This is a genomic window from Metabacillus indicus LMG 22858 (assembly GCF_000708755.2).
Lineage (GTDB): Bacteria > Bacillota > Bacilli > Bacillales > Bacillaceae > Bacillus_P > Bacillus_P indicus.
This window is the reverse complement of record NZ_JGVU02000006.1, coordinates 308772-334111: the sequence shown is the minus strand read 5'-3', so window position 1 is coordinate 334111 and position 25340 is coordinate 308772. Positions and strand designations below refer to the sequence as shown.

The 25340-nt window shown below is 45.3% G+C and carries 24 protein-coding genes; 16 read left to right on the top strand and 8 right to left on the bottom strand.

Annotated features, from left to right (window positions below; genetic code table 11):
• Nucleotides 1-46: 46 nt before the first annotated feature.
• Together AZ46_RS16140 and AZ46_RS16135 are read right to left on the bottom strand one after the other, a co-directional pair.
• Nucleotides 47-1264, bottom strand: a complete 1218-nt coding sequence (locus AZ46_RS16140; RefSeq protein ID WP_029284484.1) for an MFS transporter — start codon at nt 1262-1264, stop codon at nt 47-49.
• Nucleotides 1265-1268: 4 nt separating this feature from the next.
• Complete coding sequence (locus AZ46_RS16135) at nt 1269-1700, bottom strand: MarR family winged helix-turn-helix transcriptional regulator (RefSeq protein ID WP_035319422.1); 432 nt, start codon at nt 1698-1700, stop codon at nt 1269-1271.
• A gap of 134 nt (nt 1701-1834) precedes the next feature.
• Between AZ46_RS16135 and AZ46_RS16130 the strand changes: the two genes are divergently transcribed.
• On the top strand, nt 1835-2152 hold the full coding sequence (locus AZ46_RS16130; protein WP_029284480.1) for a hypothetical protein: 318 nt from the start codon (nt 1835-1837) through the stop codon (nt 2150-2152).
• Nucleotides 2153-2179: 27 nt separating this feature from the next.
• Here AZ46_RS16130 and AZ46_RS16125 read toward each other — a convergent pair whose 3' ends face one another.
• Together AZ46_RS16125 and AZ46_RS16120 are read right to left on the bottom strand one after the other, a co-directional pair.
• A complete protein-coding gene (locus AZ46_RS16125; RefSeq protein WP_029284478.1) occupies nt 2180-2743 on the bottom strand; it encodes a hypothetical protein in 564 nt (187 codons plus the stop codon).
• 245 nt (nt 2744-2988) lie between these two features.
• Complete coding sequence (locus AZ46_RS16120) at nt 2989-3834, bottom strand: MurR/RpiR family transcriptional regulator (protein WP_029284476.1); 846 nt, start codon at nt 3832-3834, stop codon at nt 2989-2991.
• 145 nt (nt 3835-3979) lie between these two features.
• Between AZ46_RS16120 and gnd the strand changes: the two genes are divergently transcribed.
• From gnd to AZ46_RS16105, 3 genes are all read left to right on the top strand, one after another.
• On the top strand, nt 3980-4879 hold the full coding sequence (gnd, locus tag AZ46_RS16115) for a phosphogluconate dehydrogenase (NAD(+)-dependent, decarboxylating) (protein ID WP_029284474.1): 900 nt from the start codon (nt 3980-3982) through the stop codon (nt 4877-4879).
• A gap of 125 nt (nt 4880-5004) precedes the next feature.
• Nucleotides 5005-6528: a gluconokinase gene (gene gntK / locus AZ46_RS16110; protein ID WP_029284472.1), complete on the top strand. Its 1524-nt coding sequence runs from the start codon at nt 5005-5007 to the stop codon at nt 6526-6528.
• Nucleotides 6529-6552: 24 nt separating this feature from the next.
• Nucleotides 6553-7353, top strand: a complete 801-nt coding sequence (locus AZ46_RS16105; RefSeq protein WP_029284470.1) for a 6-phosphofructokinase — start codon at nt 6553-6555, stop codon at nt 7351-7353.
• Between the two features lie 402 nt (nt 7354-7755).
• Here the strand turns inward: AZ46_RS16105 and AZ46_RS16095 are convergent, their stop codons facing one another.
• Nucleotides 7756-8193 carry a GNAT family N-acetyltransferase gene (locus tag AZ46_RS16095; RefSeq protein WP_029284466.1) on the bottom strand — a complete coding sequence of 146 codons (438 nt, stop codon included), beginning with the start codon at nt 8191-8193 and terminating at the stop codon, nt 7756-7758.
• Between the two features lie 155 nt (nt 8194-8348).
• On the opposite strand from AZ46_RS16095, the gene AZ46_RS16090 reads away from it, so the two are divergent.
• The 5 genes from AZ46_RS16090 to AZ46_RS16070 all read left to right on the top strand — a co-directional run bounded on the left by AZ46_RS16090 (nt 8349) and on the right by AZ46_RS16070 (nt 13035).
• On the top strand, nt 8349-9050 hold the full coding sequence (locus AZ46_RS16090) for a lysozyme family protein (RefSeq protein ID WP_051865608.1): 702 nt from the start codon (nt 8349-8351) through the stop codon (nt 9048-9050).
• A gap of 298 nt (nt 9051-9348) precedes the next feature.
• Nucleotides 9349-9900, top strand: coding sequence for a DUF3231 family protein (locus tag AZ46_RS16085; RefSeq protein ID WP_029284462.1), 552 nt, complete (start codon nt 9349-9351; stop codon nt 9898-9900).
• A 108-nt stretch (nt 9901-10008) separates the two neighbouring features.
• The gene (locus tag AZ46_RS16080) at nt 10009-10914 is read left to right on the top strand and encodes an ABC transporter ATP-binding protein (protein ID WP_029284460.1); all 906 of its coding nucleotides are present in this window, start codon (nt 10009-10011) and stop codon (nt 10912-10914) included.
• Nucleotides 10907-11674: an ABC transporter permease gene (locus AZ46_RS16075; protein WP_029284458.1), complete on the top strand. Its 768-nt coding sequence runs from the start codon at nt 10907-10909 to the stop codon at nt 11672-11674. Before AZ46_RS16080 ends, AZ46_RS16075 begins: the two co-directional genes overlap by 8 nt.
• Before the next feature lie 158 nt (nt 11675-11832).
• On the top strand, nt 11833-13035 hold the full coding sequence (locus tag AZ46_RS16070) for an oxalate decarboxylase family bicupin (RefSeq protein ID WP_029284456.1): 1203 nt from the start codon (nt 11833-11835) through the stop codon (nt 13033-13035).
• Between the two features lie 46 nt (nt 13036-13081).
• On the opposite strand, the gene AZ46_RS16065 is transcribed toward AZ46_RS16070, so the two are convergent.
• Nucleotides 13082-13966 carry an ABC transporter permease subunit gene (locus tag AZ46_RS16065; RefSeq protein ID WP_029284454.1) on the bottom strand — a complete coding sequence of 295 codons (885 nt, stop codon included), beginning with the start codon at nt 13964-13966 and terminating at the stop codon, nt 13082-13084.
• The gene (locus AZ46_RS16060) at nt 13963-14895 is read right to left on the bottom strand and encodes an ABC transporter permease subunit (RefSeq protein WP_029284452.1); all 933 of its coding nucleotides are present in this window, start codon (nt 14893-14895) and stop codon (nt 13963-13965) included. The genes AZ46_RS16065 and AZ46_RS16060 overlap by 4 nt, the downstream gene beginning before the upstream one ends.
• A gap of 230 nt (nt 14896-15125) precedes the next feature.
• Between AZ46_RS16060 and AZ46_RS16055 the strand changes: the two genes are divergently transcribed.
• From AZ46_RS16055 to AZ46_RS16035, 5 genes are all read left to right on the top strand, one after another.
• Entirely contained in the window at nt 15126-16460 is a 1335-nt protein-coding gene (locus tag AZ46_RS16055; RefSeq protein ID WP_029284450.1) for an FAD-dependent oxidoreductase, read from the top strand.
• Nucleotides 16461-16603: 143 nt separating this feature from the next.
• Nucleotides 16604-18145, top strand: coding sequence for a spore germination protein (locus AZ46_RS16050; RefSeq protein WP_051865604.1), 1542 nt, complete (start codon nt 16604-16606; stop codon nt 18143-18145).
• Nucleotides 18142-19239: a GerAB/ArcD/ProY family transporter gene (locus tag AZ46_RS16045; RefSeq protein ID WP_158001645.1), complete on the top strand. Its 1098-nt coding sequence runs from the start codon at nt 18142-18144 to the stop codon at nt 19237-19239. Before AZ46_RS16050 ends, AZ46_RS16045 begins: the two co-directional genes overlap by 4 nt.
• Entirely contained in the window at nt 19220-20335 is a 1116-nt protein-coding gene (locus tag AZ46_RS16040; RefSeq protein ID WP_029284444.1) for a Ger(x)C family spore germination protein, read from the top strand. The genes AZ46_RS16045 and AZ46_RS16040 overlap by 20 nt, the downstream gene beginning before the upstream one ends.
• Nucleotides 20336-21078: 743 nt before the next feature.
• Nucleotides 21079-22914, top strand: coding sequence for a PAS domain S-box protein (locus AZ46_RS16035; RefSeq protein WP_029284442.1), 1836 nt, complete (start codon nt 21079-21081; stop codon nt 22912-22914).
• 46 nt (nt 22915-22960) lie between these two features.
• Here AZ46_RS16035 and msrB read toward each other — a convergent pair whose 3' ends face one another.
• Nucleotides 22961-24082, bottom strand: coding sequence for a peptide-methionine (R)-S-oxide reductase MsrB (gene msrB / locus AZ46_RS16030; RefSeq protein WP_029284440.1), 1122 nt, complete (start codon nt 24080-24082; stop codon nt 22961-22963).
• 171 nt (nt 24083-24253) lie between these two features.
• Here msrB and AZ46_RS16025 point away from each other — a divergent pair, with 171 nt between their 5' ends.
• Together AZ46_RS16025 and AZ46_RS16020 are read left to right on the top strand one after the other, a co-directional pair.
• Nucleotides 24254-24631, top strand: coding sequence for a DUF4363 family protein (locus AZ46_RS16025; RefSeq protein ID WP_029284438.1), 378 nt, complete (start codon nt 24254-24256; stop codon nt 24629-24631).
• Between the two features lie 9 nt (nt 24632-24640).
• Nucleotides 24641-25330: a DUF421 domain-containing protein gene (locus AZ46_RS16020; protein ID WP_029284436.1), complete on the top strand. Its 690-nt coding sequence runs from the start codon at nt 24641-24643 to the stop codon at nt 25328-25330.
• Nucleotides 25331-25340: the final 10 nt, after the last annotated feature.

Below are 25340 nucleotides of genomic sequence, written 5' to 3'. Positions count from 1 at the left end.
GCTCTATGTGAGCCGGCTCTTTTATGGTCTTTATCAAAATGACTTTTCATGCACTTTGCTTTTCCGTCTCTACCATTGCTGCCGCATGCAAAGCAGCTTCCTTTCTCCCATGCAGCAAGTAATAAACAGCAAGGCATCCCAAAATGAAGAACGAACTGGCAAAATACAAGGTGCTAAACGAAATCTTCGCTGTCAGAACACCGACAATAAATGAACCTGCACCAATCCCGATATCAAAAATGGATAAGAAAGTCGCCGTGGCAAGGCCTCTTTTTTTCGGCTCGGCGGACTGGATGGCGATCGTCTGGAAGCTTGGAAACAGAGTGCCCCATCCGAGGCCGATTAAGCCTGCAGCGATGAGAAAGCTCACAGATGTGCCGGCTAAACTCAAAAGCACCATTCCGGCCGCAAAAATCAGGATGGCAGGGTAGATAATGACATTTGCTCCATAGCGGTCAAACCATTTTCCTGTAAAAGGCCGTGCGATGAGCATGACCACAGCATAGACAACAAAGAAGTAGCTGGCTGCCTGCATCAGGCCGATCTCCCTTGCATAGACAGAGACAAAGGAAAGGATGGATGCATATACAAGAGCGAATAGCCCGGCAACCAGCGCTATTGAGATGGCTGAGGGCTCAAACAGTCCCTTTATTCCTGTGCGGCCGGCAGCCGGAACGACTTTGCTTCCATCCGCAGCATCCTTTGGAAGAGTCATAAGCAATCCTGACACTAAGGAGAAAACAGCTGTAAAGATGCAGATGCTGAACATAATTCCCGTGCCCCATTGGTCCATTGCGGTTAAGCCAAGGAACGGCCCTATGACCATCGCAAGGTTCATCGACATGGCGTAATAGCCCATCCCTTCTCCGCGCCTTGATTCAGGAATGATATCAGCCACAATCGCTCCTGCAGCCGTTGTGGCCATTCCGAAGCCGATTCCGTGCAGGAACCTGAGCGCAAAGAGCCCGTTCATTGAGTTTATCGAAGAATAAAGCAGGGATCCTATTAAAAAAATCAAAAGGGAGGAAAGGAGCACTTTCCGTTTTCCGTGCCGTTCAATCCATTTTCCCGCAAATGGCCGGATTACAATGGCTGCGACCAGAAAAATGGTCACAATCAGTCCGGCTTGTGCAGGTACTCCGTTTAAATCGTGAATGGCATAAATGGGCAGGGTCACGAGCAGGTAGTAAAACGTCAAAAAAAGAAAAAAGCTGCTTATAGAAATGGACAAAAAGTTCCGGGTCCATAGTTTTTGTTCGTTCATCGGGTCATTTCCTTTCTGTGCTTCTTATGTGGAGAAGCCACTGCTGAATATAAGTCCTGAGGGGCTCCTGAGTGCTTTCCGGCATGCCCGAAAGAAGGTCCTTCTCCATTTCAGCTACTGCTGATTCCCATTTTTCATAATCCTGGATGGCTTTGTCAGTCAGTTTGATGTGCTTCGTCCGTTTATCAGCTCCCTGAAGCTGCATAACATATCCCTGTTTCACGAGGCGCTGGATGGTACGTGTCATAGGAGGAGCTTCGATCGATAAATAGTCACAGAGCTCAGTCTGTGTAAGAGTTCCTGATTTTTTGAGGGTAAATAGCACGGTCCATTGAGCGCTATAAAGGCCAAAAGGCTGGAGCGTTTCATTTAAACGGTTTGTCAGCTTCCTCGACAGCTGCTGAATGGCGTGAAAAAGGTTCTGTTCGGCGGTCATGTGTTGGTTCTCCTTTTAAATAGTTACCTAGGTAATTATATCATAGCTTTTAGTTACCTGGGTAACGAAAGTTCTTGCTTTATTGATTCTGCAGCCTGTGCGAAAATAGTCAGTAAGGAAAGGAATGATCGGTTATGCTGTTTGCTGTTATCATCGTATCAGGTATTTATGCCGCAATAGCTGCTTTATACTGCGCGTCCTTTTTTACGGCTGTTTTAGAGAAAAAAAGGTATAAGCTGCAGCATCTTCTTCATCTTATGCTCTGGTTTTCAGCTGCGTTTGTGCTCGGCATCTCGTATGCCGGCACGGCAATCTACTGGATGATTTATTTAGTAATATCGATTTTTCTTGCATCCGTCCTTTATGCTCTGAGCTATGTCAGGGGGAAAGAAACTGTCAGTCTGACGGTTATGGATACATTGAAAATGAAAAGCCCTCAGGCAGACGTCTGAGGGCTTTGATTGTGGTGGAGTTCACTTTCATTCCGGATACCAAGAAAGCTTATGGTCACTGTCGAGCGGCACATTCTCGGTTTCTTTTTCCATGCGGGCAAACCAGTTTTGTAGAAGCTCATCCCTTGAAATATCAGCGTGCTCGCCGTCCGCCCATATGATGTGGGAAAACCACGCTTTCGTAGCCCATTCAAACTGAAGCTCTGCATACGCAATTGGGACGTGTCCTGCTGCGATGAAGTTTTCATTTATCGCATTCGCTGCGTCAGGCGCCTGCGGCAGAAGCTGTGTCCGGATTTTTTCTGTAATCGTCATGTTCTCGAGCTGATCCCACATTAAAAGTGAGCCGTTTTGCTGATAAAACAGCTCAAACGACGGCTCAGTGCGAAAATCGAGAATGACAAAGGCGCGATCTACTGTCGAACCTGTTGCGTTGACAGCATTTACGAGAATATTTTGGGCCATTTGAATCCAAAAATCGTAGGCATCCTCTTCTGTGATCAGCACCATTTCCGATTCCAGCTCAGCGGCTGCTGCTTCTCCGCGATTAACATCCTCTACTTTTTTGAACATTCGCTGAAAAAATCCCATCTTTTTCGCCTCCCTTTCATTCTCCCAATTATTCACAATGTAAAATACCATGCTGGTATTGTCAAATTTAACCTGTATAAAGTGAGTGCTATGAATCTATTAATCTATACGTCTATTGCCTCTTCGATCTCATTTAGATTTTACTATGCAAAAAAAAAAACACCGCAGAAACGGTGCTGGAATAGGCTGCTTATTTCAGTGCTGTTTCCGGTGTATTTTCGCGATGCAGAGTATTCCGCCTTCCGCTATACTCTCGTTTCAGAAATCGCACTCCGGATTTTTTCAAGAGACAGATTCGCCTTTTCTTTATTTTGAATCATCATGTTTACATAGAGCGCATCAATCAAACTGAGCTGGCCGATTCTCGATGCGAGAGCTTCAGACCTGTATTCGGTTTCTTCAGAGCTTGTAAACAGCGCAACATCTGAATTCTGGCCGACAGGGGATTTGGGGAAGCTTGTGATCCCGATGGTTTTTGCTCCGTTCTTTCTCGCTGTATTCATGATTTTAATCGTGTCTTTATTGGTCCCTGAATGGGAAATGATGACTGCTGCATCATTGTTCGTCAGCTGCGAGGCTGACATCAGCTGAAAATGCGAATCAATAAACGCATAGGCGGAAATGCCGGTGCGGATAAATTTATGATAGGCATCCATCGCAATGATGGCAGAGCCCCCCGTTCCGTAAAAATCTACGCGGTTCGCGCCTGCAAGGATGCGGGCAGCTTTCTCAATAGATGAAAAATCTAAAATCTGCAGGGTGTTTTCAAGGGTGCGGATGTTGGATTGAAACACTTTTTCAGCAACCGCTTTTTCATTATCGTTTTCATTAATTTCCTCATGTATTTGCTGGATCGGACTCATAATCTCTGAAGCCAGAGCGATTTTCATCGCCTGATAGCCTTTAAAATCAATGCGCTTGCAAAAGCGGAAAACGGTCGCTTCTGCAACACCGAGCCGGTCAGCTGTTTCATTTATCGTACTATGAATAATTTCCTTGGGGTTTTCCAAAATAAAATCAGCAATCTTTTTTTCTTTTTCACTCAACCTTGCATAATGAGAACGGATGCTACCTAGACAATTTTGCCCCATATAAAATGACCTCGCTTACATGTACTAAAAAAAGTATAGCACAAAGGAAATGTGAAAAAAAATTTCTTGGAAGCGATTGCTAAACGAAAAAAAATTCGTATAATAGGGATAGGACATAACATGTGATAAAAAGGAGTTTTCAAAGATGCAGGTAGGTTTAATTGGCCTTGGAAAGATGGGTTATAATCTTTCACTTAATTTAATGGATCATAAACATGAGGTTGTTGCTTTTGATATTGATTCAGAAGCAGTAGCCAAACTTTCAAATATGGGTGCAGAAGGTGCTTCTTCCATTGAGGAACTAGTTTCAAAGCTTGAGGCGCCAAGAAAGATCTGGATGATGGTTCCAGCAGGTGTGATTACAGAAAATGTACTGTCTGAGCTGAAAGGTTTGCTTGAGCCAGGCGATCTTGTCATTGACGGCGGAAATTCAAACTATAAAGAATCCGTTAAGCGCGGGAAGGAAATGAAAGAACAGGGTGTTCATTTCTTTGATGTCGGCACAAGCGGCGGCATGGAAGGCGCACGCAGCGGCGCATGCACAATGATCGGCGGAGACAAAGAGGTTTTCGCATCAATCGAGCAGCTGTTCATAGACATCTGTGTTGAAAATGGCTACTTGTATGCCGGTGAAACGGGAAGCGGCCACTATTTGAAAATGGTTCATAACGGCGTAGAATACGGCATGATGCAGGCAATCGCAGAAGGCTTTGAAGTGCTTGAGAAAAGCCCGTTTGATTTTGACTATGAGCAAGTGGCAAGAGTCTGGAACAACGGATCTGTTATCCGCTCATGGCTGATGGAGCTTACTCAGAATGCGTTCTCCAAGGATTCGAAACTTGACGGTATTAAAGGAGTTATGCACTCATCAGGCGAAGGGAAATGGACAGTTGAAGAAGCGCTTGACCTTCAAACGGCAACGCCAATCATCGCCCTTTCTCTAATGATGAGATACCGTTCTCTTGATGAGGATACGTTCTCTGGAAAAGTAGTAGCAGCTTTGCGCAATGAATTTGGCGGCCACGCTGTTGTAAATAAAGATTAACGCGTTTACGTGCATAAATGGAAAGGGAAGAGGCTTATTTAGAAGCATCTTCTTTTTCATTTAGGTAAAATGAAAACGCTGTACGTACGAAATGCAGGGGAGGAATAAACGTGAGAGAAAAATATATGATCGGCACGGATATAGGAACGACAAGTACAAAGTCCGTTCTATTTAAAACAGATGGAACCATTGTTTTTACGCATGGGATTGAATATCCGCTGCACTCCCCGGACCCTGAGACGGCAGAACAGGATCCGGAAGAAATTTTTCAGGCGGTTGTAACAACCATCCGTGAAGTGATTTCAGGTGGGAATGTTCATCCATCGGATATTCTGTTCGTTTCGTTCAGTTCTGCGATGCACAGCGTCATTCCCGTTGACTCGGAGGGAAATCCTCTTACAAATTGCATAACATGGGCAGATAACCGAAGTGCAAAATGGACGGAGAAAATTAAGGATGAAATGAACGGGCATGAGATTTATCTTCGAACGGGAACCCCTCTGCATCCAATGTCTCCGCTATCCAAAATCACCTGGATCAGACATGACCGTCCTGAGCTGTTCCTGAAAACCTTTAAGTTTATCTCGATAAAAGAATATGTTTTCTACAAGCTCTTTAAGCGGTACGTGGTTGACTATTCCATTGCTTCAGCTACGGGTCTGTTCAATCTTCGTGAGCTTAATTGGGACAGGGAGGCTCTTGAAGTTGCCGGAATTACTGCAGAGCACCTGTCTGAGCCGGTCGGCACGACGGTTTCCCTGACTGGACTCGATGCTCAGTATGCGTCTCTTATGGGGCTTCATGGTGATACGCCTTTTGTCGTCGGAGCAAGTGACGGCGTGCTTTCCAACCTTGGCGTAAACGCCGTTCAGCCGGGAGCTGCAGCTGTGACGATCGGAACAAGCGGCGCTATCCGCACCGTGACGGATAAGCCCGTTACAGATCCTAAGGGCAGAACGTTCTGTTACGCATTGACTGAAGACAAATGGGTCATCGGGGGGCCGGTCAATAACGGAGGAATGATTTTCAGGTGGCTTAGAGATCAGCTCGGTCATGAAGAAACAGAATTGGCAAAGCAGCTTGGAAGAGATCCGTATGAAGTACTCACAGAAATTGCGGCACGAGTAAAGCCCGGATCAGACGGCCTGCTTTTTCATCCGTATCTGGCAGGCGAGCGGGCGCCTCTTTGGGATGCAAACGCAAGAGGATCATTCTTCGGCCTCTCTCTTCACCATAAAAAAGAACACATGATACGCTCTGTACTTGAAGGAATTATTTTCAACCTGTATACTGTTCTTCTCGCGCTCGAAGAATTGATCGGAGAGCCGGCAAGCATTCAGGCGACAGGCGGATTCGCCAGGTCTGAACTTTGGCGCCAGATGATGGCCGATATTTTCAACCAGGAGGTTTCTGTACCGGAGAGCTTTGAAAGCTCATGCCTTGGAGCTGCTATTCTGGGCTTGTACGGCCTTGGGCATGTATCTTCCCTTGATGTTGTCTCTGACATGGTGGGGGCTGCTCATCATCATAAGCCAATTCCCGAAAACGCTGCCGTTTATCAGGAACTGGCACCGATTTATATACGTCTTTCGAGGCTGCTGAAGGAAGAATATGCAAGCATCGCTGCCTTTCAGCAAAAGCACATTTAACTTCCAAGATGAAAGAGGGATCACATGCGCATCGCTGTTTTCGGAATTGATACCATTAATGAAACACGAATGATTTTAGCTGCCATTAAAGCATTTGCTGCGGAAAAAAACACGGAAGCATCCGTACTTGAATGGCACAGTGGAACGCTGCAGGCAGAGCCGCTTGGAGAATGGATCCGCTCCATCCCGGAAAAAACGGTTGCAGAGAATAAATATGACTTCTTGCCTGTAATGGAAACCTATGATGCTGTTCTCGTCCTCGGAGGATCAGATCAAGCAGTGCAGCTGCTTTCACAGGCAAAAACGAACGTGCTCTTTTTGCCGGTCTCATACCTCGGGTATCATGCTCTTGGATATGATACGGCACTGAATGAAGTCGTGACGAATGTACTGAAAGTAAAAGATACAATCAGCTCTCTTTTATACTTGAAACAGAGAGTCTGCTGCGTGCAGCTGCCCGGGCATGAGGTATCTGACCTGATGAAGGAGGCAGCCGCAGCTGTTGACGGATATGTGGTTGCCGCAGATCAATCATCCTGGCAGCATGCCGCTGATTACTTAAAGCAAAAAGATGAAAAAGGGATCACCTATTCCTTTTTAATCATCAATGAGTCGGTTGCGCCGCAGAAGCTGGGTGCTTACTTGGGAGAAAAGATGGAGCTTGATTTCAAAGAGCTTATCTACGACGAATCCCAATGCATGAGTTCCCGCCCGACGGCTGCTGACAGGATCATTGAAAAGAACCTTGCCCGTGCTGCAGCCGAGTGGCTTGAATCAGGAGCCGGAACAAAGCAGCTTGTCCTTGTGAATAAAGAAGTGAAGTAAAGGAAGGCCCGCGGCTGGTGCAGCTGCGGGTGTTTTTTTGTTGAAACGGAGTTAGCAGCAGAAAGAGGAGCGCGTGACTAGAGGGAAATGCGCTAAAACGGAGTTAGCAACAGAAAGTGCAGCGCTAAGATAAAGGAAAGTGCGCTAAAACGGAGTTAACAACAGAAAGAGGAGCGCGTGACTGGAAGAAAATGCACTAAAACGGAGTTAACAGCAGATAGTGCAGCCCGATGACAAAGGAAAATGCGCTAAAGAGAAGTTAGCAACAGAAAGTGCAGCCCGAGAACAAAGGAAAGTGCTCCAGAACAGATTAACAGCACAAAGTCCTGAATCAGCGTTCCAAAAAGTTCAAAAAAAACAGCAGGCCCACTGTGGCCTGCTGTTCCATGTATCGCCTACGCTTTAAAGCCCCTTCACCATCAGCACATTCAATCCCTTCGAAGGAACATGGAAACGGAAGTCGGTTTCTTTAAAGCCGAGATGCTGGTAGTATTCAACGTTGTTGACAAGAGTTGTGCACCACAGCGTGTCTGCTTCGAGCTGTGATAATTTGTTTTCAGCAAGCAACAGCAATGTCTGACCACGGAGCTGGTTCCGGTGCTCCGGATCTATTGCCAGGCCTCGCAGTCTGTAAGCGCGTTTCCCTTTTATTTTTTCATGTGTTTCTTTAAAGAAGGATGCTGTTCCGATCAGGTCTTCCTCTTTAAATGCACCGAGGTGAAGCGTATCTTCATCAAAATCTTTTTGATAGCCGCACTCTTCTACGGAGGAGTCGGGCATCAGTACTTTTTGCCTCAAGGCATATGTATGTTCAGCTTGTATTGGTTTTATTTCAAACATGGTAATCCCTCACTTGGAATAGAAGTTTCATAGAATAGACGAAAACAGACCGGCAAAAGTTTCATCTAGGGCCAGGGCCCGACAAGCTGATAGTCTTCAGCCTGTTTCGCTTTCGTACATTCTACCTTATTCTTAAAAAGATGAGAAGCTGGCGCATGTTCTTAGTTGAAGAGATTGCCAGATTTATTATAATAGTAGGCAAAGGGCATGAGAGAACGGAGCAGGATGAGATGAAATTCATAAAAACCAGTATAGGCTTTCTGCTGCTTGTGTTTGCCGGTTTTTTTGCGCTGACCGTGTTTTATTCCGCAGAAAGACAGCCGGCGGTGATGCAGCAGAATGCGTTTGAAGAAGTCATAAAGTACGAGCCCCTCATTGAACAGGAGCTTGCGTCCTATCAGCTTGAAGAATATACGCCGCTCGTTCTGGCACTTATGCAGCAGGAAAGCAAAGGCAGAGGGGGAGACCCCATGCAGGCTTCAGAGTCAGCCGGTCTGCCGCGAAATGCCATAACCGATCCGGAAGAAAGCATCAGGCAGGGTGTGGAGTATTTTCAAAGAAGCCTGAAGTACGGCCAGGAGCGCAAGGTAGATGAAATGACCATCGTGCAGGCTTATAATATGGGCCTCGGCTATATTGACTTTGTGGTGAAAAACGGCGGAATGCACACGGAAGAGCTCGCGAAGCAATTTTCAATGATTCAGGTGAAAAAACAGCCGGATCTGTACAATTGCGGAGGGGACAAGTCCAACTTCAGGTATCCATACTGCTACGGGGACTTTACTTACAGCTCCAAGGTTCAGGAAAACAGGAATGCATTGACGGCTGAATCAGAAAAAACAAATGATCAAATGTGACTTCGCCGAGTGCGGAGTTTTTTTCTATTAAAAAGCAGCTGGTAAAATAAACCCTTGACGTTGATCAAGAAGCAGGATAAGATAGAAACAGTTACTTTATCACTTAAAAGCATAGACGCTTAAAAGCGAAATAGAGCAGAGCTTAGCAGAGACCGAGCAGGGGCCGTGCAGCTGTCAATTTTTTGACGGGGCACGGTCCTTTTTATATGGAGCCAGTATCTTTCTTTGCACGCTGTCCAGTCCGTCTGCCCCTTATATTTCAAATGAAAAAGGGCAATTATAGATATGGAGGTGTTTTATGATAAAGGTAATCGAAACCATTAAAAGTATGATCAAGCTCTCTGCTGATGGTGAGCCGAAAGCTCCTCTGCATGTGGGAGAAGTGATGGCGCTCTGGACGCTTCTTACATTGATGGAGGAAGCCGTCGTTTTTTATGGTGTATTTCTGAATACAACAACAGACGAAGAGCTGATTAAAATGATTGAAGAAGCCAAGACATCGACAGAAGATACGGTTTTGAAGCTGAAAGAATTTTTGGCCGGAGAAGGAGTGCCTCTTCCGCCGACGTCAGAAGAAAAACCGAAGTCCGAGCCGCTTGATGTACCGTTCGGTGTCAGATTTACAGACAATGAAATCGCAAATTTTCTGAGCGTGAAGACAGCTACCTATATCACGTTTTGCGGTACTTCCTTATCGGAGTCTGTCAGAAATGATGTTTCTACCCTTTTCCTTACTTTTATGACGGCCATAATCCAGTACAGTATAAGGCTGAAAAGCTTAATGATTCAAAGAAGCTGGCTGAAGGTTCCGCCTTATTTCCAGCCGCCTGGTCTGCCGAAAAATACATAGAATCAAGTCGGGCTGCTCTTTCAAATCGGCAGCTCTTTTTCGTTTCATTTTTTGCATTTCGTAATTAGATAAACAAGTATATACTTGGTGGGAGAGGAGGAATGCTCCGTGAGAAAAGCCGTACTAAGCGTGAAGGCCCTGAACAAGGCAATCGGGGATAAACAGCTGCTTTATAATGTAAACCTGACTGTATACGAAGGAGAATTATTTGGTCTGCTGGGCCCGAATGGCTCCGGGAAGACAACACTGATCCGATCTGTTCTTGGTCTCGTGAAAAAGGACGAAGGAGAAATATCTGTCAGTGGCTATTCCATTAAGACACATTTTGAAGAAGCGATGAAGCATGCCGGGGCAATCGTCGAAAATCCTGAATTTTATCCATTCATGACAGGATTTCAAAACCTGACACACTTTGCCTGTATGCATGAAAACATAGATGAAGACAGAATAAAAGAAGCAGTATCGCTCGTGAAGCTTGGTCCTGCCATTCACGATAGAGTTGAGACCTATTCCCTCGGAATGAGGCAGCGCCTCGGGATCGCGCAGGCTATTTTACATAAACCGAAATTGCTGATTCTGGATGAGCCGACAAACGGGCTTGATCCTGCGGGAATCAGAGAGCTAAGGACGTATTTGAAAGAACTCTGCACAAAAGAGGGAACGGCCGTCGTGATTGCTTCACATCTGCTGAAAGAAGTTGAGGAGATGTGCTCGCGTGCCGCCATCATACAAGATGGTGAAATTCTTGCTGTTCAGGAAATCGGCCGCAGGGAGGGAGAGCTTCTGACGGTAAAGTTTGAAGTGTCCGATGCAACCCGTGCGGCGGAACTTCTTCCGGAATACTCAGCTGCTGCTGAAAACAGCGAGATCGTTCTTCTTGCTAAAAAAGAAGAGATCCCAATCATAAATAAAATGCTGATAAAAGAACAAATTGATGTGTTTGCCATCCTGCCTCTCTCCAAATCACTGGAGGAAACATTTATTGAACTTACTGGAGGCATGCCGGATGTTTAATCTGTTGAAAATGGAACACCAAAAACTGCTCTATCAGAAAAGCACAGCTGCGCTTTTTATAGCGCTTGCTGTGATCAGTTTCCTGCTTGCCGCCGTTTCAAAGCAGATGTTCACAGGAGCGGGAGTGGGCGAAAACGTCGTTGGCTATCTCTCGTTTTCAACCGGCACTTTGTTTGTCCTGCCATTTTTCGCGCTGGTGATTGCAGGTGCCATTGTGGCAAACGAATTTAATTGGGGCACCATCAAGTTTCTTTTAATCCGTCCGAAAAACCGTTCGAAGATCCTTGCGGCAAAATTTTTGACGGCCCTGCTTTTCGGCGTCTATTTCCTGCTGGCTTACTTTCTTTTCTCTGTCATTCTTGGGGTTGTTTTCTTTGGTGCATCCGTTGCGCCTGATGACAAACTGATGGCAGAAAGCATTGGTCTGCACTATTTGACAGCTTTTATTGAAATCGTTCTGATATCGGGTTTTGCCTTTATGATTTCCTCTGTATTCAGAAACAGCTCTCTTGCCATCGGGCTTTCCATCGTCCTGACGTTTTCAGGCAAAATCATGGTGCAGCTGATGGCTCACTACGGAATGAACTGGGGAAAATATATCTTGTTTGCAAACACGAACCTTAAGCAGCACCTGGAAGGAAACCGGCCGCTGTTTGAAGGAATGACACTTAGTTTTTCAATGACCGTTCTGTTTGTCTATTTGCTCGTTTTCCTTTTGGCGTCGTGGGCAGCTTTTACGAAGCGGGATGTGTCGATTTAAACAGATGAATAAGAGCTTAAGTTTCTGCCGGACATAGCGTGTCCGGCATTTCTTTTTTATAAAAGAAGGAAAGCCATTCGTTTATTTAACGATCAAATTTCTCATCCGGAATGCATAGGATGTTTAGATAAGCCTACCAGGAAAAGAGGATGATCTTAATGAACAGAGATGCACGCGGTCAGTCCGAAAATGGAAAGATTCCTCAGCCGATAAGAAAAGACGGGGCAGGCTGGTGGGATTATGGTCCCCGCAACGTGATGCGGGACCTTGAAAATCCGGATCTGCTTGTTCCGCCGGCAACGGATGCCGGAACCATTCCCAACCTCAAATTTTCGTTCTCAGATACCCATATGCAATTAAATCATGGAGGCTGGTCAAGAGAAATCTCGGTCAGGCAGCTTCCGATTGCAACGACTCTTGCTGGAGTAAATATGGCTCTGACCCCCGGCGGCATCCGTGAGCTGCATTGGCATCAGCAGACAGAATGGGCGATGATGCTTGTGGGACGTGCGCGCATAACAGCGGTCGATCAAAACGGAAAAAATTTTATTGCAGATGTAGGAGAAGGAGATTTGTGGTATTTCCCTCCCGGAATCCCGCACTCCATTCAAGGACTTGAAGAGGGCTGCGAATTTTTGCTTGTTTTTGATGACGGGACGTTTTCTGACTTAAACACATTGTCCATTTCTGATTGGTTTGCGCATACTCCAAAAGATGTGCTGTCGGCAAATTTCGGGATACCTGAAAGTACATTGGCTGGAATTCCTGAAAAGGAGCTGTACATATTCCAGGGTGATATTCCGGGATCTCTTGAGAGCCAGCAGGTGGCAGATCCTTATGGCAACGTCCCAAAGAGCTTTACACACCGGCTTTATCAGCAAAAGCCCCTTGAATTTCCCGGCGGCACCGTCAGAATTGTTGATTCATCAAACTTTCCTGTCTCAGAGAAAGTCGCTGCAGCACTTGTAGAAATCAAACCTGGCGGAATGAGGGAACTGCACTGGCATCCGAATAACGATGAATGGCAGTATTATATCTCAGGAACAGGCAGAATGACGGTTTTTGCAGGGAATGGAACAGCGCGGACATTTGATTACCGGGCAGGGGATGTGGGCTATGTGCCATTTGCTTTTGGACATTATATCCAGAATACGGGCGACCAGAGTCTTTGGTTTCTGGAGATGTTTAAAAGCAGCAAGTTTGAAGACGTGTCACTTAATCAATGGATGGCCCTGACGCCTAAAGAGGTCGTGCAGCAGAATGTGAATGCCTCACGGGAATTAATGAAATCGCTCCGCAAAGAAAAATGGCCGGTCGTAAAATTTCCCGGTTTCACCTACTATCCAAAAAAAAACCGGTAAGACTGCAAAAAGGGTGAGATCTCTCATGATCTCACCTTTTTTAGTATTAGATCCTGCTGAAATGCTTTCTCAAGCCTTCCCCAATAAGATTAAACGTTAAAATTAAATAGGTCAGAGCAAGCGCAGGGAAAAAAGGAATCCAAAATCCACTGATAATATCAGACTTCGCCATGCCAAGCAGAATCGGCCAATTCAGACTTGTATTCTGCAATTCTCCGTACCCGTAGTTCAGCTGCACAAATGCCTGCGTAACGAAAATGGACAGGATGCCGAGCTGGCCGAGGAGAAGAGTTACCTTTCCCAAATCCATAAAAAAGTGGGTAACAGCATCAGGCAGCAAATTCGGAAAATAGTGGCGGGAAAACAGGCCAAACGGACTGTTTCCGATTGTTACTCCGGCTTCTACATATTGCGTATGCGAGATGGACTTCATGGCCTGCTGAAACACATAGGCGACCCGGCCGACGTCTGAAAGGGAGAGAATCAGGACAATCCAATAAACACGGTGGGGGCTGAAGGTAAAGACAGGCATCGTGATAAAGAGAATGGCAGCGAACACGATCGGAAGGCTTGCTGCAAATCCGTTCAGACTGTAGATAAGTGCCCGGGCGGGACTTTTTTCAGGCAAACTGAGCAGCGCAAGCAAAATAGCCGCTCCATACCTGATGATGCTGATGACAAGAACGAGCATCAGCGTCTCCTTTGCACCCATGATGACAAGGCTTAACAGATCCCGTCCGTCTTCATCTGTCCCAAACAAATGCTGCAGCGATGGAGGAAAGGGCGCCCTTTCAAACGCTCCGCTCTCTTTAAAAACCATTCTCTGTTCAATGATCCCCTCCTTCACAGACGGAATCACCGGACCCAGCCATGCGACAGCAACAAGGACTGCGAGCATGAAGAGGCCGGATAATAGAGGGATATTCCTCATGCGCTTCCCTCCCTTGGATCAATCCATCTTTTTGCTGTTTCGCTCAGAATCTGAACAGTGAGAACCATGAACATAAAGCAGATGCCAAATAAAATAATGACATTTGGTTCAATCGCTGTATTCAGTCCTGCGCTTAAAACAGGCGTGACATGAAAAGCTTCGAAAAGCCGGTAGGCCGCTCCTTTATAATCCGTAAGGTACTCCACGATCAGCAGATTGGACAGAAGATAAATCATCAGGGAGCCCATGTTTGTTAAAATCGGGACGAGACTGTTTTTTAGCATATGCTTGAAGGTAATCATGGCGGAAGGCAGTCCTTTTGAGCGGGCAACCGCAATATACGGCATTCCTTCCTGATCAAGAATCGAAGCCGCTGTAATTCTGCTTATGTACAGTGCCGGATATATAGACACGAGCAAAGCGGGGTAGATAAAACTGTACCAGCTTTCGTACCCGAAAAGATCCACATAGTCCCTGAAATAAATCAGCAGAATCCACTGCAGGGAAAGAAACAGAAAGAAATCAGGCACAGACTGCAGCAGCCACGTAAACCCTTTACCGAAAACAAGCCGAAGAGGCCCTCCGCGTTTTGCATCATATATGCCTTTTAAGATGCCAAGCGAGAGACTGAGAAAAAAAGCGAAAACAATCACTTTCAGACTTCTTGAAAAATAAAGAACGGCTTCATCCTCAGCTGAGCGTTCATACTTTGTTAAGCCGAACGATTTTTCACGGATTATATCTAAGAAAAAACCGGTGAGATTTTCAGAATATAAAGCCCATGTAAATTCGTATTCGAAGACGACAGTCTGAGGCTTCCCTTCTGCACCGATCTCAACATCCCTCGGCAGTAGAACGGTTAAAATAAGGATGATGACAATAACGAAAAACAGCAGGATATGCCTGCTGATGGCCAAAGCTGCTTGCATATAAACACATCCATTTTCTGAGTATTGTAAAAATTTTACCATGACTTTTGATTTGTGCATAGAATATAAGAAAATATTTCCAAAAGTATTTGTGAAAAACTTCACAATATCTCTTGCATTTCGAAAGGAGCGGAGATATAATAGGGTCATAAAGGATATGTGAATTCCTTCACAATATCATGTGAAAAACTTCACAAACTAACAAGTTACTCTCAGGGAGGAATTGCTTTATGAAAATCGCAGTTATCGGATGTACACATGCTGGAACGGCAGCTGTTTCAAATATGGCAAAGCTTTATCCGGATGCAGAAATAACGGTTTATGAGAAAAACGATAATGTATCATTTCTCTCTTGCGGCATTGCCCTATATGTAGGCGGAGTCGTTGAAGATGCACAGGGGCTTTTCTATTCATCACCCGGAGAACTTGAAAAAATGGGGGCAGCGATGAAAATGAGACATGCTGTCACGGCCATTGATTCTAAAGCAAAAACATTGACGGCACAAAACCTGGAAACGGGCGAAGAAGTTGTCGACACGTATGACAAATTAATTATGACGACAGGATCCTGGCCGATTATTCCGCCGATTGAGGGCATCAATCTGGAAAACATCGTCCTTTCAAAAAATTATCAGCATGCCAATACCATTATTGATAAAGCAAAAGAAACGAAAAAAATTACCGTTGTCGGCGCAGGCTATATCGGCATTGAACTTGTAGAAGCGTTCGAATCCTACGGAAAAGAAGTAACGCTGATTGACAGCGAAGACAGAGTCTTGAGCAAATACCTCGACGCGGAATACACAGAAGTTGTTGAAACGGAGTTTGAAAACCGCGGAGTTACACTTGCTCTTGGGGAAACCGTCAAACAATTTAAAGGCGAAAACGGGAAAGTGACAAAGGTTGTGACAACCCATGGTGAGTATGAATCGGATCTGGTTGTTCTCTGCATCGGTTTCAAGCCTAATACAGAATTGCTCAAAGGACAGGTCGAAATGCTTGATAACGGGGCCATTATCGTGAATGAATATATGCAGTCAAGCAATGAAGATATCTTTGCAGCCGGTGACAGCTGTGCGATTCGCTACAACCCGACTGGAAAGCACGCCTATATCCCGCTTGCAACCAACGCTGTTCGAATGGGAACTCTTGCTGCAAGAAACCTCGTTAAAAAGACGATTAAATATATGGGAACACAGGGTACCTCAGGCATTAAAATCTATGATCAGAACATTGCATCAACCGGGATGACGGAAACGGCTGCTTCTCTTGCAGACATGAATGTGAAAAGTATCACAATTTTAGAAAACGATCGTCCGGAATTCATGCCAACCTACGAACCTGTTACGCTGAAAGTTGTCTATGAAGAAGAGACACGGAGAATTGTCGGTGCACAGGTGATGTCCAAAGCAGACCTGACACAATCGATCAACACACTGTCTGTCTGCATACAAAACAGCATGACTATTGATGAGCTTGGCTTTGTCGACTTCTTCTTCCAGCCTCACTATAACAAGCCTTGGAACTTCCTGAATCAGGCTGGTTTGCAGGCGATCCACTCATAATTTATAAAGGCGCTCCGAAAACATTCGGACGCCTTTTTTCTATTCTTAAAGCAACAGGTTCACAAGTGAAGATATAAAATGCATACTTTTGCCAGCTGACATAGAAACTAATCTCATACATCTAGGAGAAAGGGGAGAAGAGAATGTTTTCGTTTTTAAAAATGAAGAAGAAGGAATCGGAAAAAAAGAAGCCGCAGCCGCAGAATGTTGTGTCGCCGGCTGATGTCAACATTCCCGTTTCTCCTCATTTTAACGTTAATATCGCTAAGATTCTTACCCATCTCGACCACACTGATGATCTTGGACAAAGGAGAATACAGTTTCAGGGAAAGCAGGCACTGCTCCTTTATTTTGTTCCGATGATGCAATCTGAGAAAATCAACCAGGATGTCATTGGTCCGCTGCAGCAGGCGAAATCCGGTGAAGTAGAAGACGCAGTTGCAATTGCCTCTATTACAAAAACCAAAGATATTCACGAAGCGATTCACTATTTATGTAAAGGTGCGTGCCTGCTGTTAATTGAAGAAACAGACATCATTTATTGCATAGATGCCGGCATCAGTCAGGCACGATCTGTGCAGCAGCCTCAAAATGAAAAGGTCATCAGAGGGTCTCATGAAGGGCTGACAGAAAATCTGGATATTAATCTGAATCTGGTCAGGCAGCGGATTTTAGATGGAAGTGTAGTTGTGAAATATGTGCAAATTGGAAGTGTTTCAAGAACAAGAGTAGCGGTTGTGTACATGAATCACCTGACAAATCAGAAATTAGTTAAAGATGTGATTACACGCCTTAAGACAATTGAAACAGATGCCCTGGACTCTCCAGGAATCATTGAAGAGTCACTTGAAGAAAATCCGTTCTCTTTTTTTCCGCAGCTTTTAAATACAGAACGGCCGGATAAAATTGTGTCAAATTTACTGGAAGGAAGAGTGGCGATTTTGCCTACAGGAAGTGCTTCAGCCCTTATAACACCTGTTAATTTCTTTTCATTTTTCCAATCTCCCGAAGACTATAACAGCCGCTCGCTGTACGGGTCTTTTTACCGGCTGATCCGCATATTGGGCTTTTTCATTGCGATAAGTCTACCGGCATTGTATATCGCAACGATTTCATTTCACTATGAGCTGATTCCAAATGATTTGATTCTGACGGTTAAAAGCTCCCTTGAGAATGTTCCGCTTCCGCCTCTCGCTGAAGCTTTGCTCATGGTTATCATTCTGGAACTGCTGAGAGAAGCAGCTTTGCGTCTGCCTACATCTATCTCCCAGACAATCGGTGTTGTAGGCGGTTTAGTTATCGGGACAGCAATTGTTGAAGCAAATCTCGTATCCAATATGATGATTATTGTCATCGCCCTCACAGCCATAGCAGCTTTTGTTGTTCCTTCGAATGATATGAGCACAGCGCTCCGGCTTTTGAGCTTTCCGATGATGTTCGGGGCAGCGATTTTTGGGTATTTGGGGATTGTCTTTATTTTTGTCCTGATCATTATGCATTTAAGTCTTCTTGAATCATTTGGAACACCCTATTTTTACCCTCTTGTACCTATGCAGTTTGATAACATGAAAGATTCCGTTCTGCGCATGCACCACTGGTATATGAATGATCGGCCGAGGGACACGCTGCCGCAAAGAATCAGGCGCCAAAAGTCAATGAGGAAATGGGCGGGACAAAAGAAATGAAGCATACTATTACGCACAAGCAGCTTCTGTTCCTTGTCCTTCAGACCCAGATTGGAATCGGTGTTCTTTCCCTGCCTTATAACCTTTATAAGACTGCAGGCAAGGATGGGTGGATATCTGCATTAATAGCCGGTGCAGCCGCACAGATTGTTATTCTGTTCTTTTGGCTGCTTGTGAAGAAATTTCCCTCACACAGTCTATTTGACATCAATAAACGGCTCCTCGGCAAACACTTGGGAACCTTCTTAAATTACGGCTACATCATTTTCTATATATTCCTGTCTAGTTTGATTGCTGTGTTGTATGTCAACGTTCTAAAAAGATGGATTTATCACTTTACGCCTGCCTGGGTGCTGATTTTGCTGCTATCTGCAGTGGCCCTCTATTTTGCAAAGGAGAATATACGAAAATTAGCCAGGTTTTATGTGCTTGTCTCTACTTTGCTTATTTTCTTGTTTCTTTTGACCCTCAATGCCTATAAAACGGTGGATATCCGCTATGTATTTCCCGTTGGAGAAAGCGGAATTGTCAATATTCTGCTTGGCAGCAAAGAAGCGATTATGTCCTACATGGGATTTGAAATTCTGCTCTTTCTCTATCCATATGTAGAAGGGAAGCCTGCTCAGAGCCTGAAGATGGTGTCCCTGAGCAACCTGATTGTCACTCTGTTCTATTCGTACATTACGTTTACAAGCCTTATCTTTTTCAGTCCAAAAGAGATGCCAATCGTACCTGAGCCAACGCTTTATCTGCTGAAGGCTATTACATACTCTGTCATTGAACGAGTAGATTTGGTGTTTCTCGCTATTTGGGTTGTTTCGGTCATCACATCAGGACTAATGTATATTTACATTGCAAGCAAGGGCATGCAGAACGTTTCCGGGAAAAAGAACCACCGTCCGTTTGTGCCTGTCGTCGTTATTGCTGTCACTTTGCTTGCGTTAACTCCCGCTAAAAGTGATCAGCTCACAGAAAAGCTTGCGGACATTGTGAACATGTCATCGCTGGTTTTTGTGTTTACAATTCCTCTCATCCTCTTCCTACTATCATTTGTCAGAAAGGGGAAAGCGAAAAATGAAAATGAACAAGCTTAAACCGCTGTTTTTAGCCGGGCTGTCGGTGACGCTGCTAAGCGGGTGCTGGGACCAAAAACTTTTAAAAAATACAGTTTTTATGTCCGCGACCGCTTTTCAGGTAAAGTCGGAAGATGAGGTATTGGTCACCACGTCCATCCATACGTATACAACTAAGGAGCAAAGACCGGTCAATAAAACATATTCGGTAGTTGCAAAATCATCCCGCGATGCAAAAATCAAACTGAATCAAGAGGCTTCAGGCTTTTTAATGACGGCAAAAAACAAGATCTTCCTCCTGCAGGATGACCTGGCCAAAAAGGGACTGCTTCAATTCGCAGATGTTCTCTACCGCACGCCTGAAAGTCCGCTTAATGGAAAGTTTATTGTTGTGGAGAAGGACCCGAAGGCCATATTGGAACTTCAGAAGGTGGGAGATGAGCTGATTGGCGAAAACCTTTCCGGATTAATCAAAACAATGGAAATCGAATCAACTGTTCCGACTGAAACCATCCAATCCATCTGCACCATTCTATTTGATGAAGGAAAAGGCTTGATGCTTCCTTATATGAAGCTTAATGAAAGCAACCAGGCAGCAGAAGTTGCAGGTGCCGCCCTTTTCCATAAAGATAAATTTACCGGAGTTACAGTAAATACAGATCAGACGAAACTGCTGCTTGCATTGAGCAATAAACGAAACAAAGCGATGATGATTAATGATACGATTCCGTTTAAAGATGAGCAGCTGACGGTATCCTACGAAATCTCTCATTCAAAAGGCAAGCTGAAAATAGAGAAGGATGGCTTGAATAAAGTTAAGGTCAAGCTTCCTTTCAAAGCAGAGCTCGATATTATGGAATTCCCGCATGACCGCTTATATGAAAAAAATGTCCTTGAAAATCTTCAAAAAGGGATCGAGAAAAAGCTTCAGCAAAATGTGGAAGAAGCCATTTCCATCATCCAGGAAGCAAACTGCGATTATCTCGGAATCGGCAGGGAACTCATTGCCTATCATCCGGAATTGTGGAAGGAACTTGACTGGGACAAAGACTATCCTGAAATTTCGATCGAACCGGACGTGTCGGTTGAGATTGTGCATCATGGGATTATTAATTAGCAGGGGACTGACAGGCGGGATACCTCGCCTTTCGGGCCCTGTTTTTTTGATGGTGGTGTTACTCCTGCTAAGTGATGCGACAAGTCCGGGGCGGTGAAAGGTGAAAAGTGGCGACACTTCGCCGAATGGTGCCACAAGTCCAGGGATGGAAGAGTGAAAAGTGGCGACACTTCGCCGAATGGTGCCACAAGTCCAGGGGTGGAAGAGTGAAAAGTGGCGACACTTCGCCGAATGGTGCCACAAGTCCAGGGGTGGAAGTGAGGAAAGTGGCGTGACTCCGCTTAGTGGTGCCACAAGTCTGGGGGGGAAAGGTGAAAAGTGGCATTACTCTGCCTAGTGGTGCCACAAGTCCGATGGTGGAAGAGTGAAAAGTGGTATCACTCCGTCTAGTGGTGCCACAAGTCTGGGGGGGGGAAGGTGAAAAGTGGCATTACTCTGCCTAGTGGTGCCACAAGTCCGATGGTGGAAGAGTGAAAAGTGGTATCACTCCGTCTAGTGGTGCCACAAGTCCGATGGTGGAGAAGTGAAAAGTGGTATCACTCGGGCTAGTGGTGCCACAAGTCCGATGGTGGAAGAGTGAAAAGTGGTATCACTCCGTCTAGTGGTGCCACAAGTCCAGAGGGAATAGTGAAAAAGTGGCGTCACTCCCGAAGCTGCCCATCAGCTCCGCTTTTCGTTCCTTAATTTTAGAATTTTTGATATATTAAGGATAGGAAAGAGAGAAGTGGAGGGGATGGACACAGATGAAGAACCTTGAGCAAGACTGCGGCGGGAAGGTCCTATCTCAGGAGAAGCTTGATGCGCTGAGGGAAGCATATACAAATCAGCTTGAGAATTCTCCAACTGCTTTTTTGATACATGAAGACCGGAATTGGACGTACGTTAATCCTTCTGCTGCTTCGATGCTTCATTACGGCAGCAGGGAAGAGCTAATAGGAAAGCCCATATGGGATTCGATAGATCCCCAATACAGAGAGAACATCGAGCAGAGAATTCTGGATACAAAGTGCGGGTATACACCGCCTGCGATGGAGCAGCTGTGGTATACGAAGACAGGTCATCCTATATATGTTGAAGTAACGTCGCTCCCGAATGTATGGGGGGATACTCAGGCAACCCAGGTCATTATCCGGGATATAACGGAGAAGAAACTGCTTGAAAAAGAGCATGAAGAAACAATTAAGCGATTTCGTCTGATTACGGAGAACATGCGAGATATTGTCGGACTGCTTGATGAAGAGGGGCTTTTCACATATGTTTCGCCGTCCTTTAAAGAAGTGCTCGGCTACGGGGCAGAAGAGGTCATCGGATCCAGTCCGTTTAAATTCGTCCATCCTGAGGACAGGGAACAGATTGCCGGGCAATTTTATACGATGGTGACAGAAAACAGGCAGATGACGGTTGAGTACCGCTATCTTTGCAAGGATCAAACCTATATCTGGCTTGAATCACACGGAATTCCAGTACAGGAGCAAGACGAGCTTAAACACGCCATAGTCGTTTCAAGAAATATTACACAGAGAAAGATGACAGAAGAGCGGCTGAGAAAAAGCGAGAGCAAATACAGGATTATTCTCGAACACAGCAATGATTTGATTTGTGTGGTTGACCTGGAGGGGAAATATAAGTATGCTTCGCCTTCCTACAGGAAAATCCTTGGCTATGAACCTGAGGCCATGATTGGTGAAAATGTCTTTAAGTATATTATGGAGAGTGATCATGAGCAGACGCAGGACATTATGTCCACCGTCTTTACGACAAAGGAGCCCGTCACTCTTCCTTATCATAAAATCAGCCGATCCGGACAAGCCATGCTCTTTGAAGGCAGAGGGATGGCTGTCATGAACCAAAAAGGCGAACCGGAAAGCATTGTGTTTATTTCAAGGGACATTACGGAAAAACGGAAAGTAGAAGAATACATTAAAAATTATGAAAAGCTGACGGTCCTCGGGGAGCTTGCAGCAGGAGTCGCCCACGAAATCCGGAATCCCCTGACCTCGATAAAAGGCTTCTTTAAACTTTTGACTGAAAAGAACAGAGATGAAGAAGATCAGACGTACCAGAATGTCATTATCGATGAATTAAGCCGGATTGAACAGATTGTGAATGAGTTTATGGCCCTTGCAAGACCGCAGGCCATTCATCTGAAAGAGCGGACAAATCTCGTGCAGCTTGTGAAGGATACCGTTATTCTGCTTAATCCGGAAGCAGCTTTGAGAGATGTTCGTATTGAAACGGCATTTGATGCGGAGGAATCGCTCATTGAATGTGAACGAAACCAAATGAAACAAGTGTTTATCAATGTCATGAAAAATGCCATTGAAGCCATGTCTGATGGAGGCACTTTGAAGATCCGCGGGTGCAGCATAGACGGCGCTCTTTATAAGCTTACGTTCGAAGATAACGGGGCAGGCATCGATGAAAAAAGACTGAAAAAGCTGGGGACGCCGTTCTTTACGACCAAAGAAAAGGGAATAGGCCTCGGGCTTACAATCAGCAATAAAATCATTACAGAGCACAATGGCGAATTTAAAATGGAAAGTGAAGTCGGAAAAGGAACGAAAGTGACCGTCCTTTAAAAAAAATAAAACTTCAGCCCGCGGGCTGAAGTTTTTTTGAGTTTTTTCACTTAAACAAATCTGCAAATTCACTGTACCCTTCCTGCTCAAGATCCTCTACGGGAACAAACCTTAGAGCGGCGGAATTGATGCAGTATCTCAGGCCTATCGGTTCCGGACCGTCGTCAAAAACATGGCCGAGATGCGAATCGCCGTATTTGCTCCGGACCTCTGTCCGCACCGTGAAGAAGCTGCGGTCTTCTTTCTCAATGATGTTCCCTTTCACAAGCGGCTTCGTAAAGCTCGGCCAGCCGGTTTTAGAATCATACTTGTCTTTTGAGCTGAAAAGAGGTTCTCCTGAGACGATGTCCACATAGATGCCGTCGTCCTTCAAGTCCCAGTATTCGTTGTTATAGGCTTCTTCGGTGCCGTCTTTTTGCGTTACTTCATACTGGATATCTGTAAGGCTTTCTTTCAGCTCCTTATCCGTTGGCCTGGAGTAGGCGGAATCAGCAGGAGCCTGGGCGTCATTTTTCCCCCAGACCTTTTCAAGAAACTGATCCCTACCTGAATTGTCCCGGTAGTATTTATATCTGATTTCATTCTTTTTGTAATAATCCTGATGATACTCTTCTGCCATATAAAAGGTTTTGGCAGGGAGTATTGGTGTGACAATTTCTTTATCAAACCGTCCCGACTCGCCAAGCGCGGTTTTGGATGACTCCGCTTCTTTTTTCTGCTCTTCGCTGTGGAAGAAGATGGCGGTCGAATACTGCTTTCCGCGGTCCACAAACTGACCGTCCGCATCAGTCGGGTCTACCTGTCTCCAGTAAACGTCCAGAAGCTCCTTATAGGAAATGGTTTTCGGGTCATACACAACCTGGACGGATTCAACATGTCCTGTCTGACCTGATGAAACGTCGTTGTACGAAGGATTCTCCTCTTCACCGCCCGTATATCCGGAGATGACGTCCTCTACCCCGTCAAGCTTTTCAAACGGCGGTTCCATGCACCAGAAGCATCCTCCTGCGAATGTCGCCACTTCAAGGTCTTCTTCCTCATAACTGGCTTTTACCGGCGTGCTTCCAGTCGATCTTGTAAAAAGGGCTTCGCCTCCCTTGACCATGACAAAGACAAGGCTAGGTATCAGCACAATCGACATGATGATTTTCACATTTCGTTTTTTCATATCATCCCATCCTTTACCTTTATAAAAGGTAAAACGTCATTTGATTAAAAAAAGATCACTTTTCTATATAAAAAGTACCTAATTTTTTTCAGCAGGAACAGTTTTAATGTGCTCTCTGATTACACGGGCCCAAACATGTCCAAAATGTAAAGAAAAGAAGGTGGGGCAAGTATGTCGCAAAGACGGATTTCAATCAGCCTGTTTGCCATTTTGTTTGTTTCTTATATCGGGCTGTTTGCCTGGCAGCAGGCTGTTTTTTTTCAGAAGCAAGAGTCGTTTTACGATGAGCTGCACGCTGTCATGAAATCATCAAGAGAAGGCGACTGGGCAAGGGCTGCGGAAAAAGCAGAGAACGTGGAAAACATGTGGGAGCGCGGCAAGGTGATTATTTCAATTAAAAGCGGAGGAACAAACCAGGCTCTCCTCAATATATCTTTGAAACAGCTGAAGGGTGCGATCAAGGAAGAAGACTTGAAATCAGCCATCAGGGAGGGCGAAACTTCTATGATGCTGTTTGAAAATCTGACCTCTGTTACGCCAAGGTTCTAGGAGGATGTTATGGGCGATTTCTTAACAGATTTATCAATTTATATTATCCGCTCTGTGATTGTCATTGCCGGGACGTGGCTCGTAACCAATTTTATCGGGAAAAAATCAATTGCACAGCTGACACCTTATGAAATAGCGATTCTATTTATTCTTTCAAATGTGGGGGCACAGCCGCTCGTATCCATTGATACGTTCAAAACAGCGTTTGGAATGGTGATCCTTGGCATCAGTATTATCCTGATTTCTAAAGTATCCCTATCAAAGATGTTTTACGGAATGAATGCAGAACCGGCCATTGTCATCTCAAACGGGCAGATTGACCGTCAGCAGCTGAAAAAGAACCGAATGAGCATTTATTCTCTGTTATCCATGCTGAGAGTGCAGGGGTATTTCAAGGTGGAGGATGTCGAGTACGCCATCTTGGAGCCGAGCGGGGATTTGTCTGTGCTTCCGAAAGTTGACGCAAGGCCGGTTACGCCTGAAGACCTGAATCTCAAGCCGGAGCAGGATGCTCTCTCCTATGCGGTCATCATTGACGGCGACATCAAGGAGCATGCCCTGGCGTCTGTACAGCAAACCAAAGAATGGCTGATCAATGAGCTGATGGCCCAGTATAAAACAGCGAGCAAGGATGTGCTTTATGCGGAAGCGGACAGCCAGGGGAATTTGTTTGCGAATATTAAAAAAAGCGGGGCGTAGTGCCCCGCTT

Bases quoted from the DNA above. Each gene is read 5' to 3' on its own strand.
- gnd (WP_029284474.1), top strand. From the start codon at position 3,980: ATGCAGGTAGGTTTAATTGGCCTTGGAAAGATGGGTTATAATCTTTCA.
- AZ46_RS16055 (WP_029284450.1), top strand. From the start codon at position 15,126: ATGAAAATCGCAGTTATCGGATGTACACATGCTGGAACGGCAGCTGTT.
- AZ46_RS16025 (WP_029284438.1), top strand. From the start codon at position 24,254: ATGTCGCAAAGACGGATTTCAATCAGCCTGTTTGCCATTTTGTTTGTT.
- gntK (WP_029284472.1), top strand. From the start codon at position 5,005: ATGATCGGCACGGATATAGGAACGACAAGTACAAAGTCCGTTCTATTT.
- AZ46_RS16020 (WP_029284436.1), top strand. From the start codon at position 24,641: ATGGGCGATTTCTTAACAGATTTATCAATTTATATTATCCGCTCTGTG.
- AZ46_RS16095 (WP_029284466.1), bottom strand. From the start codon at position 8,193: ATGTTTGAAATAAAACCAATACAAGCTGAACATACATATGCCTTGAGG.
- AZ46_RS16090 (WP_051865608.1), top strand. From the start codon at position 8,349: ATGTTCTTAGTTGAAGAGATTGCCAGATTTATTATAATAGTAGGCAAA.
- AZ46_RS16075 (WP_029284458.1), top strand. From the start codon at position 10,907: ATGTTTAATCTGTTGAAAATGGAACACCAAAAACTGCTCTATCAGAAA.
- AZ46_RS16065 (WP_029284454.1), bottom strand. From the start codon at position 13,966: ATGAGGAATATCCCTCTATTATCCGGCCTCTTCATGCTCGCAGTCCTT.
- AZ46_RS16070 (WP_029284456.1), top strand. From the start codon at position 11,833: ATGAACAGAGATGCACGCGGTCAGTCCGAAAATGGAAAGATTCCTCAG.
- AZ46_RS16085 (WP_029284462.1), top strand. From the start codon at position 9,349: ATGATAAAGGTAATCGAAACCATTAAAAGTATGATCAAGCTCTCTGCT.
- AZ46_RS16125 (WP_029284478.1), bottom strand. From the start codon at position 2,743: ATGGGATTTTTTCAGCGAATGTTCAAAAAAGTAGAGGATGTTAATCGC.
- msrB (WP_029284440.1), bottom strand. From the start codon at position 24,082: ATGAAAAAACGAAATGTGAAAATCATCATGTCGATTGTGCTGATACCT.
- AZ46_RS16120 (WP_029284476.1), bottom strand. From the start codon at position 3,834: ATGGGGCAAAATTGTCTAGGTAGCATCCGTTCTCATTATGCAAGGTTG.
- AZ46_RS16135 (WP_035319422.1), bottom strand. From the start codon at position 1,700: ATGACCGCCGAACAGAACCTTTTTCACGCCATTCAGCAGCTGTCGAGG.
- AZ46_RS16050 (WP_051865604.1), top strand. From the start codon at position 16,604: ATGTTTTCGTTTTTAAAAATGAAGAAGAAGGAATCGGAAAAAAAGAAG.
- AZ46_RS16035 (WP_029284442.1), top strand. From the start codon at position 21,079: ATGAAGAACCTTGAGCAAGACTGCGGCGGGAAGGTCCTATCTCAGGAG.
- AZ46_RS16040 (WP_029284444.1), top strand. From the start codon at position 19,220: ATGAAAATGAACAAGCTTAAACCGCTGTTTTTAGCCGGGCTGTCGGTG.
- AZ46_RS16140 (WP_029284484.1), bottom strand. From the start codon at position 1,264: ATGAACGAACAAAAACTATGGACCCGGAACTTTTTGTCCATTTCTATA.
- AZ46_RS16060 (WP_029284452.1), bottom strand. From the start codon at position 14,895: ATGCAAGCAGCTTTGGCCATCAGCAGGCATATCCTGCTGTTTTTCGTT.
- AZ46_RS16105 (WP_029284470.1), top strand. From the start codon at position 6,553: ATGCGCATCGCTGTTTTCGGAATTGATACCATTAATGAAACACGAATG.
- AZ46_RS16045 (WP_158001645.1), top strand. From the start codon at position 18,142: ATGAAGCATACTATTACGCACAAGCAGCTTCTGTTCCTTGTCCTTCAG.
- AZ46_RS16130 (WP_029284480.1), top strand. From the start codon at position 1,835: ATGCTGTTTGCTGTTATCATCGTATCAGGTATTTATGCCGCAATAGCT.